The sequence below is a fragment of the Desulfosporosinus sp. Sb-LF genome (genome assembly GCF_004766055.1).
GTDB lineage: Bacteria > Bacillota > Desulfitobacteriia > Desulfitobacteriales > Desulfitobacteriaceae > Desulfosporosinus.
Window position 1 is genome coordinate 127,824 of record NZ_SPQR01000002.1, and the last position, 14,054, is coordinate 141,877.

Sequence of the window (14,054 nt, forward strand, 5' to 3'; positions counted from 1 at the left end):
TTAACTAATTGCATTATTTGTGACATCGCATATACCAGCCAACATCCAGCAACTTATTAGTTACTGTATCTTAACCTCTTTCAACTGCCTTTTCTCCAATTTTCTTAAATATTGAATTGAGCTTACCTTTATTTATGTTTTCTACTGCAGTAAAGGCTTTAATTTCCTCAAAGTACTTCTCTATCAACTGGTCGTAAAGCTCGGCCTCCAGATAGGTTGTGATTCTCAGATCACGTCTTTCAAGGGGTCTTTCAGCTAGAGCAGCAGTCGTTCAATGATAAGGCCATTCCTCATCTAGTTCAAATGCTAAATGAATACCAGCTGAAACATCACTAACATGAGTGAAGAAGTTTTAGAAATGGAGATCAAACTAAAGGAAATCAAGCAACAAATAGCCAATGTCATAACAGCTATTGAAAATGGTTTATATCACGAATTCTTCAAGACCCGCATGACTGATCTAGAACAAGAAAAACAGTCCTTGGAGATATCCATCCAGCAGCTGAGCATTAGGAACACAGCGGTTGAAGTAACAGAGGAAAAGCTACGGAATATGTTCAAGATGTTTAAGCAATTCGTAACTGAGAAAACATCCCAGAATGCAAGAAGTTTATCGACAGCTACGTCGATAAAGTCATCGTTTATTAAGACCACCTTGAAGTAACATTCAAGGTGGTCTTTTCTTTTGAGCAGAAAAATAACATTACTCATTTGAAACATCTGTAGAAATAACCGATCTTACTAAGACTTACAGGAACGCCGCTGGACAATAAATGGTATCCCCTTTTGGAAACAACGTAACTAATATTGGTGACGGTCTGATGAAAGTTTATTGCTGAAATGCAAAAAAGCCTTGAGGCCGTACAACTTCATGTACCTCAAGGCTTCTGTTATGTATCTCCACCAAATTCGAGAGTTTAGATGTCTAATGACTCAATAATTGATACAAATTAATTATATGTTCCCTTGTTCTCAAAGGGGGTGCATTTTTCAGGGGGGTGCAAATATGGAGCGATTTATCACTTGGTGGAATTATTTTTTCCTATTAAAATCAGATGGTGATTCATATTAAAAAAAGTAAAAGCCAGAGTGTCAAAATTTCTGGCCTTTACTATTCTGATATTCTAATTATTTGGCAAGCAATCCAAATTCATCAAATGGCCAGTACCTAAACACTTCTCTTCCAATAACGTTTTTAGTCGGCAATACTCCCCAGATATGACTATCAAGACTGTTATTTCGATTATCACCCAATACAAAGTACGAATTTGCAGAAACTAATAATGGCCCATAATTATAATCCGGTTTTGCCATTTCATAAGGCTCTGTTAAGGCTTTGCTATTAATATATACTTGCCCATCTTTAATTTGTACAATATCTCCCGGCAAACCAATAACTCTTTTTATCCACGGCCCACCAGTTGGATTACTTACATTTTTAGGCGGGTTAAAAACTATAATATCTCCTCTATTTATCCCCGAAAATTTATAGTATATTTTGTCAACTATTACTCTATCTTGTAATTGAATAGTAGGTAACATCGAACCTGATGGAATAGTCATTGCCTCAACAATAGTACTCCGTAATCCCCATGATAGTACGAACGCAAAAATTAAGATCTCTAGCGTCTCAAACAAAAACTTATAAATACTTCTTGATTTATTGACCATTTTTTCTCCTTTAACTAAGTGAACTCACCTCATAATGTAATCAACGGGGTGCATTTATTACTTTGCTTCGTCGGCTTTCATACCATGTTTTTTTACGACTGAGTAATTATTTCTTTCTGATTTTTCGATATAAAATCCCGAGAATATATCTGGCTGCAATCACTACGACCAAAGTTAATACCCACGTTTCCCCACTTGATAAATTCACTTTAAGCACTCCTTTTATTTGACATTAAAATAAACAATTATTCTTCAAGAAAAATCCTATTGTTCAAGAAAATCCGTAACTACTTTTAAAAAGCGTTCGGGTTCTTCTGCTGGAGGAATATGACCAGAATTCTCAAATTCTACAAAAGACGCATGTGGCAAAAGTATAGCTATTTCTCTTCCTCTTTCTGGCGGATTAAGACCGTCATACTTTCCACTAATAACAAGTGTTTCAGCAATTACATAAGGCAATTGTTGACGAAAATCAAACGCTTCCAATGCTTTGCTGGCAGCTTCTTGTTGCTCAGAAGTTAATATTGTTTCATATTGACCTATTTCCGTTATTCTTTTTTGTATTGCAGAAAAATTATGATAGATATGCTTTGATAAAAATTGCATCTGTTCTTCTCCGCCTAATCCCTTTAATTCATCTTTATGACGAGCCAAAAGTTCCTTCATTGATGTGGTTTTTCCATTTGACTTTGGAACCACAAGGATTAGTTTATCAACTCTTTCTGGATGGGTTACAGCTACTCCCTGCGCAATATAGCTTCCCATTGATACACCAAGGATACTTGCCCGCTCTATTTTTAAATGATCTAGCAGGGAAATAACATCTTTAACATGGTCATCCAACGTGTACTGTAAAGGTTTATCGGATTTTCCATGTCCTCGTGAATCTAAGGCGATCACACGATAATTTTTCTGTAAATTTCAATTTCAATTTTAAACATTTCAGAATTACTTGTTAATCCATGAAGCATAATAAGCGGTCTGCCATTTCCCTTGTCGACATAGTGCAGATTAATACAGTTAGAAATAAAATACATTAAAGCACCTCCAATAGGGCGTTCTAGTTTTTGAGCCCTTTCCCGAACAAGACGTAAAATGCAAAATGGTAATTCTCAGCTCTGAAATAGCTATTTAATTTTCGGAACAATCACTTTTGCAAATAATATCAAAGCTGCAATTATTGCAATGCTTATTAAATTATTTACCGCGAGAAAGGCACTAGTTGGTAATATTAACGCCGTTACAATGTGTGTCAACGCTCCAATTAAAGATACTCCACCAAACAATGCAGTCATAATTGTCAGTTTCTTAAGCATTAACGGATTGTTAAAATGCTCATTGTTTTGACGCCTGAAAGTGCCAACCATTATAACTAACAATGGTCTTCCTACCAGAACTGATCCAAGAAACACTAAGCCAATCAATCCGAATATTGCGGGTTGAATAAGCTTAAGTGGCAATGCACTGCCACCTGAGAGATAAGTTACTATTAACGCTATTGCTAAAATAGTAATACTCACAAATCCAATCCAATCAAATCGGCGATGACTTACCCACTGAACTATAGTCTTTATAGTAGGAATGATAGCCGATATGGCAAGAGGAATGGTGTCATTAGTAAAATGTGGACGTAAAACTACGTATAATAACCAAGGTAGGATCAAGTTTATTATTAAATTGGGAATTAGTTTCTTTTGTGCATGCCTAATGCGTTGATTTCTATCCTCGACTGAGTACATTTCATCTACTTCCTTTAAAGTTTATTTCTTTTGTACTTTATTTTTACAACAAATATGTTTTAGTATGTCTCTGCCTGTGGAATGAAAAACAAAAATAGAAATTAGTTCTGTAGATAGAGTGCCTCTGGGGGCACTAGTTTAAATAATTTTTAGTTTAATAAGCAGAAAATGGATATATTTGGCTTATGGTTTTAACATACGCATGATAATTTCGGTATATGGATAATATTTTTCAAAATATTCCAGTTGATCTAGTGCAAACCTTGTTAGGCTTTCAATACAAGTGATTATCATTAGTGCCAACTTAGAAGGATTGTCCAGCGCAAACTCACCGCTGTTTTGACCTTCAACAATCAACTGAGTGATAACATCACGCAGAGATTGAAATCGTTTCTTCATTAATTCTTGAAGGTCTTTTACCTCCGAATCTTCACTCGGTAGATTTTGAAGTATCCTTCGCATGATTTCGTGGTTATTACCTGTCGACGGAACATCCATCGCCAGTTTAACGGTAATTCCAATTGTTTTGATGGATTCGTGCCTGTATTTGATTATTCTTGTAATTAGCGTTTCCAGACGTTGAGTAGGTGTTCCTTCAGATTTAAGGACTGTCTCAAACGATAACGAATCAGATTGAATGGCTTTTGCCATGAGTTCGCTAAATATGGCTTCCTTGTTTGAAAAATAATGATAAATTAGTCCCTGACTCACTTTAGAGGCAGCTGCAATATCCGCTACGGTGCTAGCCCAACCCTTTCGAGCAAAGACTCCTTTAGCTGCTTCTAAAATACTTGCACGTTGTGAATCCCGAATGCGTTGATTTTCCATTTTATTACGTGGCATTATAATCACCTTTTTCATTGACTTATTTATTCATTCAATAAATAAGTCATAGCATTTCCTTATAATCTTGTCAAATATAGAGGCGAAAACTTTACAGACAAATTATGGTATCATAAATTTTATTAATTCTTTTAGTTTGTACATTATTTTCTGTTTAATCACAAAAGAGGTCTTTAGAAACATTGAAGCTAAATTAAAGTAAATGTAAGATAAAATCTCACGATTTAAAGACTCATGACGGATACAAATGCTATTTTCGGAAATATTGAAACAATGTAGATGATTAAAGGTTAGCATAATTCCTAATCAGCTTGATGATATAAAAAGTAACAGGTGAACAGGATGGCTAGCCTTCGTAATTTGAGGCAAAAAGATTTGATTAAAGCCGGTATCACTGCTTCAGTTCCAATACGTGTTACAGAAAACGGATGGCCTGCAGGAAAGAACCCTGTTGCCAATATAGAAAGGTCTTTCGAACAACAAACGAAGATTCTGGAAACAATTATCCGAAAGATTTGTAATTTGCGCCATGAGCTTAATATTTCTCATTATGAGCTTTTTGGACTCCGGGATGCAGACAGTTCCAAAGAGGAGCTTTTCCATCAATATGGTATCATGAGGGATGATTATTCACCAAAACCGGCTTATTTTACCTTTAGGAATTTAATAAATGAGCTTAGCGTTTAAACCACAAAAAAAAAACCGCAAGGTAGACATTAAACTGACCACCTTACGGGTTCTTTTTCTGTGATAAATATTACGCTTCAATTACCATACCATCCCTAAAAGTAAACTGGATATCATGGAAGCATAGACCGTGACTTTATCCATCACCGCAAACCAAAGAGTTTCGTCAAACTCTATCAAAACAGAATCCTGCCGTAGCAACGTAGCAAGAAAGGCATCCAGTTGCTCTCTCTTCACCCGACGGGCTTGACGAAGCTCCTCAATTTTTTCAAGTGTATTTTTGGCTTTCTCGTATCGTGCCACAAGCCCATTATAGCGTTGTTGGTATTCAACCTGATCGATAACCGAGCGGGCATTCTCATCTACACATTGGTGAATCAGCTCTGTAACCACCGCAATCTCGCTTTGCAGGTTTTCAGCTTCAGAATTCAAGGCGGCATTGTCTGTCAATACCTGCTTGATCATTTCACAGTTTTCCATGATTTCATACTTGTTTGTTATCAGTTGGTTAAAGGCATTTAAAAATAACTGCTTAAGGGTGGCTTCATCGAAGTGTGGTGTTCCGCATTTTTCGGAACCTTTGAACTTATAGTTGCATTGCAAAATCGTGCGGCGGTATTTGCTGGTGGAGTGCCACACCTTTGATCCATAGAAATGGCCGCACTCACCGCAAACTAGTTTACTTGAGAAACAGCTGGCCCCACTGTGGTGCCCGCCTTTTTCTTTACGGCGTTTCATCTCAAATTGAACTATATCGAATATTTCGGGTTCGATAACCGCTGGATGACTGTTCTCAACATAATACTGAGGAATCTCGCCCTCATTGACTTTTTTCTTTTTGGTGAGAAAGTCCACTGTGAATGTCTTTTGCAACATTGCATCGCCTTTGTATTTTTCGTTGGTGAGAATACTCTCAACCGTGCTGACCGGCCATTTTACTTTACCGGATGGTGTTGGCACTCCGCTTTGTGTGAGGTGTTTTGCAATACCTGATTGCGTCTTGCCTTCAAGGAAAAGCCGATAAATCAACCGAACGGTGACGGCTTCCGATTCCACAATCCTCGGCAAACCATCCTTGCCCTTTTCGTAACCAAGGAATTGTCCATATGGCAAGCTGACCTTCCCATCTGCAAATCGCTTTCTTTGACCCCAAGTAACATTTTCAGAGATGCTTCGGCTTTCCTCCTGCATCGTCTATGGGAACATAAACCAAAAAACTTCAATGAAGTAACACCAACGTGCCCTGTCTATGAGACATAGATGTACTCTAGAACTTACTATGAGGTAACACATACGTTCCTTGTCATCCCAATAGAGCTATATAAGAGGGACGAGGTACCTGTCCCCTCGTCCTGTTCGTTGGTACCTTGTCCCGTTTACTATTCTATCTGAAAGCCCCCATGCTGTCATAAATAATGCCCATAAATAAATGGGATGTCCCCAAAGACATCCCATTTATTATGGAGTACACTATTGAACCATGTTAACTTTTTCTCCTTCATTTAAGAAGCTCTGTCCTTCAGTGATGACATTCATGCCTTCGGTGATATTTCCGGCTACTTCGGTACTTTTATTGTTGGAAATACCCACTGACACCGCCACCTTTTTGACCATCCCATCGATCACTACAAATAAATAATTTACATTATTTTCAATTTTAAGGGCTTCATTGGGAACTGTCAATATATTAGTTTTGCTTTCAGCGGGTAGCGATAGTTTGATAAACATGCCTGCGGTTAATTCACGCTTCGAGTTATCAATTTTTACTTTCACCAGATAGCAATTGTCTTTTGAATTGGCGTTAGGACTAATCTTGTCGATGACTCCCGACACACTTTTATCCTTTGCGGCATTGATGCTCACAGGCACTGTTTGTCCAACCTTGATTTTGCCGATCACAATATCTGGAACGTTGATTTCCGCCATCATATTACTGGCATCAATCACAGTCACTGACCCTGATTGACTACTGGCGATTCCTCCAACTTTAACATCTTTCACCGATACTATTCCCGAAATAGGAGAGGCTACGGTGACATTATTAAGCTGAATCTGAGCAGAACTCACACTTGCCTTCGATTGTTCGACTTGTGCCGCTGCAGCTGCCGATGCTAAATCTCCTTGAGCCGCTTTGAGATCAATCGTGGCATTATCATATTTGGTTTTGGTACCGTCCAATTCTTGCTTGGAAACGGCTCCAGCATCGTATAAGGTCTTTGTCTTTTCATAATTGTTTTTAGCATCATTATAGGTTATTTGTGATTTATTTAAGGTTTGTTCAGACGTTAAGCTTGTTCTCGCTAAATTTGCCTGGGCTGTGGCCAAGGCCGCCTGTTGTATTTGCAACTGAGCCTGAAGCTCTGCCGTATCTAAGCTGAAGAGCACCTGTCCTGCGGTCACTTGATCACCGATATCAACATTGATACTTGAAACTTTTCCTCCTGTCTTGGGGAAAACCTGTACTTCCTGGGCCGGATCAAATTTACTCGCGTAGTCTACTATGGTCGACAACGAAGCAAGCGTTACCTTTTGTGTCTTAATGTTTTTTATAGTCACTTCGGCCACAACTTTTTTTTGTTTAAGACCATAAACTCCGCCAAAGACAACCGCTATTAAGAGTATGCCGATCAATACATTTCTTTTCTTAAAACCAGATTGCTTTACCCTGCTAAACAGCCCAATTTTGCTAAGATCCGATTTCAATTTGCTGAACCTCCCCGGTATTTATTGTTTTTCTTTTCTTGAAGAAACGTTTTGTTAAATCATCCATTATGGTATAAACAACGGGCAAAACAATCGGTGTTAGTAACGTTGACATGACCATTCCCCCAATAATTACGATGGCCATACTCTTTTTCATCTCACTGCCTTCACCCATTCCCAGAGCGACTGGAAGCATGGCAACAATCATCGTTGCACTCGTCATGATAATAGGTCTTAACCTTGTGGTCCCTGATTGAATCAGAGCATCTTTTAAGCTCATGCCTTCATGCATCAACGTATTGGTATAGTCGATTAACAAGGTACCATTCTTCGCGGAAAGTCCTTCCAGCATAATTAAACCAATAAACGACATCATATTTAGGGTTTGTCCGGTTAAAGCCAAGAAGGGAAGAGCTCCAATGATCGCACAGGGAAGGGAAATCATTCTGATGGCCGGAGTTAAAAAGGACTCATAAAGCACAACTAAGATCATATATACCAGCGCCAAAGACGCAGCTAACGCCAAGCCAAGTGAAGCAAAGGAATCGGCCATATTCTTCTGAGTTGCACCATAACTTATGGTGTAGCCTGAAGGAACAGTAACCGTTTTCATTTTATCTTGAATATCCTTCGTAACCTCGCCTAGCACCCGTCCTTGGAGATTGGCTCCGATGGTAATAACGTCCTGTTTATCTTCTCTCGATAAGGAGGGTTGATTCTCGGCTCGAACCACAGTAGCAACCTGACTTAGAGGGACTAGCTTACCTGCTTGACTCATGATTTTTATGGATTTAATATCTTCGGCATTCTTAATCTGTCCATCCATGAATTTAAGGGTAATATCATTTTCCGAATCATTGGATCTAAATACCCCGGCGTTGGCACCCTGCAAAGCCATTCGAATCGTACTACCGACATCGGTGGTGGAAATCCCGGCCTGCACAGCAGCAAGACTATCCATGGTAACTCTTAGTTCACTGCTTTTGGCATCCGAGGTGTTACTAACATCTGTGACACCGGGAACTGTCTTGATCACATTTTCTACCTGCTTGGACAGAGTTTCGAGTGTAGCCTGGTTACTTCCTTTAATACTGATGGAAACAGGCTTCGAAGAACCTCCCCCAGAATTAGATTCTGCTACGTTAAACTCTACACCAGTCATGCTTTTCCCGAAGCTACGAACTTCACTGGCAACTTGACTCTGGGTTTTTTTACGGTCGCCTTTGGGAACCAGATTGACATAGATTTGGGCAACGGATTTATCTTTGCTGTTTTGCCCAGTTAGGCCGATCATGGCAAAGTAGCTTTTGACTTCTTTTGTATCATGCAAATAACTTTCTAGCAAGGCGACCTTATCATTCGTCTGCTTTAAGGTCGAACCAGGGGCAAGGGCAATATCAACGCTGAAACTGCTTTGATCGGCGGTCGGTACAAATTCTGTCTTTAAGGCTCCCAAAGGAACCAGTGCAAAGCTTAAAATTATTCCTACTAGGACAAATAATAGGACTCTTTTCCTGTGTTCCAGTGACCATATGAGGGCCTCACGATATTTTTTCGTAACTTTACCAAAAAGACCTGCTTTTTTATGTTCAGGAGTGACCTCTTTCTTTTCTGTTTTTAAGAGTCTTGAGGCAAGCATCGGCGTAATCGTAAAGGATACCAGCAGAGAAAACATCGTTGCTACAACGATGGTCAAACCAAATTCTTTAAAATACTGGCCAATCATGCCGGACATCAAAGATACCGGAGCAAAGACAACAATGTCGCAGAGACTAATCGCCACGGCGGCCATTCCGACCTCCATCCGACCATCAATGGCAGCTTTGAATAGGCCTTTACCCTTATCCAGATGCCTCTGAATGCTTTCAAGGACAACAATCGAATCATCCACTAAGGTACCAACAACTAACGATAATCCCATCAGGGACATCATATTTAAGGTGAAATTTAGTTTATACATCATAAAAAAGGTCGCAATCAGCGAGGTCGGTATCGATATTAAAACGACGAAGGAGGATCTGAAACTGCGGAAAAAGGCATATAGGACTAAAGCGGTAATAATAATCCCTTCAAAAAGGTTGGTTTTTACCTCAGATAAAGAATTTGTGATGAACGTAGTCGTATCAAAGGCGATATCCATTTCTATTCCACTGGGAATGGTCTTTTTAATGGTCTCTAATTCTTTTTTGACACTCTTAGCCACTTCTACAACATTCGCATCACTTTGTTTGCCGACAACTAAGGTTATTGTTTGCCCGCCATTAAACCTGGATAAGGAGGTGGCCTCTGGCTCCTCCAGACTAATCTGAGCAATATTGCCAAGTCGTACCGTTCCTCCATTGGCTGTCGGGATCATCATATTTTGGGCATCCTCGATTTTTTGGAATTGCCCAATAACTCTCACTGACTGATTAACATTATCCTGTTTAATTTCTCCGGCAGGTACGTTGGCATTGGCGGAGTTGAATTTACCGATTAAAGCGTTAACACCTATGCCATAATACTCCATGGCAGATTTATCAAGCTTAATCATTAATTGTTTCTTGCTTCCACCGCTCACATTAATATTACCGACACCAGGAATCTTTTCGATCGCTTGTTTGATGATATCGGCTTCATTGTAAAGTTCATCATTCCCAACCGTATCGCCTTTAATAGAAAGCAACAAAATCGGAATGGCGTTAGTATCCATTTTATATAACACTGGCTTACCAGCATTTGCAGGAAGAGCAGCTGACGTCGTTTCTATCGCTTTTTGGACATCTAAGTAGGCGGTATTGATATCTGCAGACATTTTAAACATCACCGTGACTGTACCATATCCCTCTTTGGCGGTCGAGTTAATGGTGTCTACCCCGCTGATCCCTGAGACAGAATCTTCAATCGGTTTGATGATGTCTTTTCGAATGTCCTCGGCACTTGCGCCATTATAGGCTGTCGTGACAGAGATTATGGGAATATTCATCGCTGGCAGTAAATTGGCGCCCATGCTGTTGTAGCCGATGATTCCTAACCCTACAAATAGTATGACCACCATCCACATAGCCGCTGGTCTTTTGACCGATATTTCTGTAACATTCATTTTCCGTACTTCCCCTTTATTCTAGTAACTAACTGATCTTTTTTTATGCATTTGAGAACCTTATCTATAAGTCCCCCGCTTGTCAAGACACGATGGTGTTTTTCAGTTGACAATTCCCCCTTCCCTATCGGCCAGACTTCACCCCGGCGATCAGGTTCAATCTTGTTTATATGATTGTTTTAAGTTTCCGAATGATACACATCCTAAAATAGTTCGACACTTTTCATTATTCTCCTCCATGCTTATGATCTTGATCCGAGAGAAGATAAGAGCAAAACTAATTGCTTCCAAAAGATGAAAAAGACGGATCGGGATGCCTCATCCCACTATTTGAAACAAAAATGCCTTGGTGTGAGAATTCCATTTCTCAACCAACGCATTAAATATTTGTTTATCAAATTCTAAGCACTAACCAAACCTTACAATGAAGTAACACCAACGTGCCCTGTCACGATGAAAGAGCTATATTTCATTTTGTCATTTACTGCTACAGACGACTGTGCCAATGGAGGCTCATCCTTTCCAGAGCGACGTTTTTTACATGCCTTCTGCAGAAATTTTTCAGAACTAGAACGTCTAAAGAATGAGACTTGGTAACGACGTAAAGCCCCATCAAATCTTATTATAACTTATATTAACAACCTTACAGCTGCTGCTGCAGTCATGATGATAATTAGAATGCGAAATTGTTTTTCGTTTACCTTCTTAATTACGATTGCCCCTAATAGAGCACCTGCAGCAATTGCAGGGATCATACCTATAGTAATCCCAAACGTTTTAAAAGAAATATTATGCCAGAAAAAAATCTGTAATGGTACTTTAGATAAATTAATAATAAAAAAGAACCAGGCAGTTGTACCCATGAAGCCATTCTTTTTGAAATCCATGGCTAGTAAATAAACGCTGAATATTGAACCTGCAGCGTTACCAATCATAGAAGTAAAACCACTTAGAGCTCCCATGACAACATAAAACCACGCACTCTTCGGAACCTTAAAGTTTTCTCCTTTTCTTTCCATGTAAATTAAGATGATCAGACATAAGATAACCGAAATAGCTATGAACAGCTTAAATTGTTTGTCATTAACGTTGCTTCCAGTTATTACTCCTATTATTAGCCCCAGGTATGTCCATGGTAAAAGCTTTATAATATTACTCCACTCCGCATGGCGCTGATAATAGTATAATGCAAAAGCATCCCCTACGATAAGAAGGGGCAGTATAATACCTGTAGACTCCTTCCCGCCAAATAAGGAAGCTAGTATAGGTATTACAGGCATTAAAAATCCGCTTATTCCAGTTTTGGAGAATCCAACCAAGAATGCAGCAATAATTACACATACCCACTGCCATACCGATAAATCAAATGCATGAATTATCCCCATCCGGTACTCCTTTCTCCTTTAGAGATTTCATAAAAAATCTATTTCGAACTTCTTGTCTTTAGTGCAGAGCAAAAGTGTACCCCCTAAAATAAAGGGGGTATATTCTTTTATTCAGTATCATTTTCCTCAAGCAATCTTGTATAGTAAAATCCGCTTGTATATAATGCTCCAGCAGGATTATGGGCAAGTACACGATCCTTAGTAATAAGCGTTGTCACAGGTGCCTCTGAGTACTTAATGAAAATAGAGTCATGACCAACACATAGCCCGACGATTACATTTAGCTCTGTCTTTTCTTTATTAAGTAACTTTGCTTGCAAAACAGGATTACATAAGGATTCATGACTGCCCTTTTTGATTTTAAATTTTTCGTCTATTCCGATTTCTGTTTTGTCAATTGAGCTTACCTTACAGACCACACAAAAACTTTCCAGTCCTTTTGAATTAAGTATTTTTGCAAAGGTTTTAGCTTCACTCATTAAACCAACACAGGTTGCGATCCCAATTTTTTTTGCTCCAATTCTTTTAGCAAAGAGAACAATTTCTTCTACACGAGTTATCTTACCAAAGTATGTCCCCTCAATCTCTGCCGCCGCATGGGAAAACTTAGAAACGAACTCATCGTTTTGATAAAGCCTATTCGCTTCTTCGATCATTTCATTATTAGTATTCGTTGTGAGGCAGAATTGTGGAAAGCTTTTTTCTCTCCTATAGCAGTTTACAAGTCCGCAGTCTGCGCAACTAAGATTCTTAGTTTCTTTACACATTTTTTAAAACCCCTTTTTAAATTGGTCCAATAATCAACTGATGTTGTTGTCATCCCTCCTTTCACCAGTAGAAAATTAGACCCTTTTGATAATTCTTCAATTTTCGTTAGTTTCCTTCTTCTTTTGTACAAAAATAAAAACAACTGTCATAAGTCCCGTTGACCCAACCAAGCTTTAAGAATTGCAAACTATTGTAAGCGTCAAACCCATCGTATCCAGCAATGAACCAACATTTTTGAAATAATACTTTAATGTAATAAGGAACAGAATATAAAAGAGCCTCCATTATCAGCAGGCTCTGTCTAGTTAAATATTCTTTTTGAATAATGTGCTCCATGAGAGGCATCAAATACGCAAAAGTTGAGCCACCTTCTGGCTCAATTTGTATATTCCCCCGCACAGCACGACACTATAAAAGACAATCACTCTCTCAAACCCACTCATACCAAGGCTTTTACTTAAGGCAAATATAGCACTATTATACACTCCACGTGCGTTGATGATGATGTTGATGTTACTTCATTGTTTACTTCTACTCATTTTTTAGGGCTAATAACTTTGAGGTGAATTTTACTAAAACCTTATCCTTTTCGCGTATTTGTTTGTTTCCACGTAAAAATACGACTCCCCCTTAACAAAAATTCCCTCAAGCCATTTAAGTCTGAGGGAACATAAAACACACTACTACTTTTACTTTAAATCCTCTAAAGCCTTTGATACAGTGCTATTTCCTCACTAGTGATACTAAAGCGCTTAAATAATGTTATGCGTAAATGTGCGACCTCCTAAAAGCAAGGGGGGGTACGCATCAATTCGATTTTGTTCCTTTTCGCAAATATGAAATCACTATTTCCGCCTGTCAAAATAACTGTTGACCTGGTTACTTTTTCGAAATTACTCTCCTTTGTTCATTTGGATTATAGCCTTGAATAAATCTCCATCTATTTCTATATTAAAGCATCCTTTTTGAATTTCTACGAGACTCTTGGCAATAGATAAACCTAACCCGCTGCCCTGACTGCTTCGCGATTCATCCCCTCTTTTAAAACGTTCCATGAGCTCGTCAGTAGAAATATTCAGTTCATAGGCAGAGATGTTTTTAATCGCCAGAATTACCACAGGGCCTGAATCAATAATATTATTTGCGCTTTCGTTTATGTTTTCGTACAGGCGGCCT

Annotated in this window: 12 protein-coding genes and 1 pseudogene; 2 read left to right on the top strand and 11 right to left on the bottom strand. The window is 38.8% G+C overall.

The features are described from left to right. Positions 1–337: 337 nt before the first annotated feature. Positions 338–664 (top strand): hypothetical protein, encoded by a 327-nt coding sequence (locus E4K68_RS03355; protein ID WP_135377338.1) that lies wholly within the window; start codon positions 338–340, stop codon positions 662–664. A 464-nt stretch (positions 665–1,128) separates the two neighbouring features. Here the strand turns inward: E4K68_RS03355 and lepB are convergent, their stop codons facing one another. From lepB to E4K68_RS03375, 4 genes are all read right to left on the bottom strand, one after another. Beyond that, complete coding sequence (gene lepB / locus E4K68_RS03360; protein ID WP_135377339.1) at positions 1,129–1,671, bottom strand: signal peptidase I; 543 nt, start codon at positions 1,669–1,671, stop codon at positions 1,129–1,131. A gap of 264 nt (positions 1,672–1,935) precedes the next feature. Further along, positions 1,936–2,571: an alpha/beta fold hydrolase gene (locus E4K68_RS03365; RefSeq protein WP_199241675.1), complete on the bottom strand. Its 636-nt coding sequence runs from the start codon at positions 2,569–2,571 to the stop codon at positions 1,936–1,938. Between the two features lie 227 nt (positions 2,572–2,798). Then, positions 2,799–3,410 carry a VC0807 family protein gene (locus E4K68_RS03370; protein WP_135377340.1) on the bottom strand — a complete coding sequence of 204 codons (612 nt, stop codon included), beginning with the start codon at positions 3,408–3,410 and terminating at the stop codon, positions 2,799–2,801. Between the two features lie 183 nt (positions 3,411–3,593). Continuing rightward, positions 3,594–4,271, bottom strand: a complete 678-nt coding sequence (locus E4K68_RS03375; protein ID WP_135377341.1) for a TetR/AcrR family transcriptional regulator — start codon at positions 4,269–4,271, stop codon at positions 3,594–3,596. Positions 4,272–4,595: 324 nt separating this feature from the next. Here E4K68_RS03375 and E4K68_RS03380 point away from each other — a divergent pair, with 324 nt between their 5' ends. After that, the gene (locus E4K68_RS03380) at positions 4,596–4,940 is read left to right on the top strand and encodes a hypothetical protein (RefSeq protein ID WP_199241676.1); all 345 of its coding nucleotides are present in this window, start codon (positions 4,596–4,598) and stop codon (positions 4,938–4,940) included. A gap of 81 nt (positions 4,941–5,021) precedes the next feature. On the opposite strand, the gene E4K68_RS03385 is transcribed toward E4K68_RS03380, so the two are convergent. The 7 genes and pseudogenes from E4K68_RS03385 to E4K68_RS03415 form a co-directional block, all read right to left on the bottom strand. After that, complete coding sequence (locus E4K68_RS03385) at positions 5,022–6,131, bottom strand: recombinase family protein (RefSeq protein ID WP_243450248.1); 1,110 nt, start codon at positions 6,129–6,131, stop codon at positions 5,022–5,024. A gap of 279 nt (positions 6,132–6,410) precedes the next feature. After that, positions 6,411–7,643: an efflux RND transporter periplasmic adaptor subunit gene (locus E4K68_RS03390; RefSeq protein ID WP_243450249.1), complete on the bottom strand. Its 1,233-nt coding sequence runs from the start codon at positions 7,641–7,643 to the stop codon at positions 6,411–6,413. Further along, positions 7,627–10,725: an efflux RND transporter permease subunit gene (locus E4K68_RS03395; protein ID WP_135377342.1), complete on the bottom strand. Its 3,099-nt coding sequence runs from the start codon at positions 10,723–10,725 to the stop codon at positions 7,627–7,629. The genes E4K68_RS03390 and E4K68_RS03395 overlap by 17 nt, the downstream gene beginning before the upstream one ends. Positions 10,726–11,354: 629 nt before the next feature. Further along, entirely contained in the window at positions 11,355–12,110 is a 756-nt protein-coding gene (locus E4K68_RS03400; RefSeq protein ID WP_135377343.1) for a sulfite exporter TauE/SafE family protein, read from the bottom strand. Positions 12,111–12,217: 107 nt separating this feature from the next. Next, the gene (locus E4K68_RS03405) at positions 12,218–12,877 is read right to left on the bottom strand and encodes a DUF1847 domain-containing protein (protein ID WP_135377344.1); all 660 of its coding nucleotides are present in this window, start codon (positions 12,875–12,877) and stop codon (positions 12,218–12,220) included. A 106-nt stretch (positions 12,878–12,983) separates the two neighbouring features. Then, on the bottom strand, positions 12,984–13,277 hold the full coding sequence (locus E4K68_RS03410) for a hypothetical protein (RefSeq protein WP_135377345.1): 294 nt from the start codon (positions 13,275–13,277) through the stop codon (positions 12,984–12,986). A 494-nt stretch (positions 13,278–13,771) separates the two neighbouring features. Further along, positions 13,772–14,008, bottom strand: a pseudogene (locus E4K68_RS03415) (sensor histidine kinase); the annotation flags it as partial. Positions 14,009–14,054 lie beyond the last annotated feature (46 nt).

Bases quoted from the DNA above. Each gene is read 5' to 3' on its own strand.
- E4K68_RS03355 (WP_135377338.1), top strand. From the start codon at position 338: ATGAGTGAAGAAGTTTTAGAAATGGAGATCAAACTAAAGGAAATCAAG.
- lepB (WP_135377339.1), bottom strand. From the start codon at position 1,671: ATGGTCAATAAATCAAGAAGTATTTATAAGTTTTTGTTTGAGACGCTA.
- E4K68_RS03370 (WP_135377340.1), bottom strand. From the start codon at position 3,410: ATGTACTCAGTCGAGGATAGAAATCAACGCATTAGGCATGCACAAAAG.
- E4K68_RS03375 (WP_135377341.1), bottom strand. From the start codon at position 4,271: ATGAAAAAGGTGATTATAATGCCACGTAATAAAATGGAAAATCAACGC.
- E4K68_RS03380 (WP_199241676.1), top strand. From the start codon at position 4,596: ATGGCTAGCCTTCGTAATTTGAGGCAAAAAGATTTGATTAAAGCCGGT.
- E4K68_RS03385 (WP_243450248.1), bottom strand. From the start codon at position 6,131: ATGCAGGAGGAAAGCCGAAGCATCTCTGAAAATGTTACTTGGGGTCAA.
- E4K68_RS03395 (WP_135377342.1), bottom strand. From the start codon at position 10,725: ATGAATGTTACAGAAATATCGGTCAAAAGACCAGCGGCTATGTGGATG.
- E4K68_RS03400 (WP_135377343.1), bottom strand. From the start codon at position 12,110: ATGGGGATAATTCATGCATTTGATTTATCGGTATGGCAGTGGGTATGT.
- E4K68_RS03405 (WP_135377344.1), bottom strand. From the start codon at position 12,877: ATGTGTAAAGAAACTAAGAATCTTAGTTGCGCAGACTGCGGACTTGTA.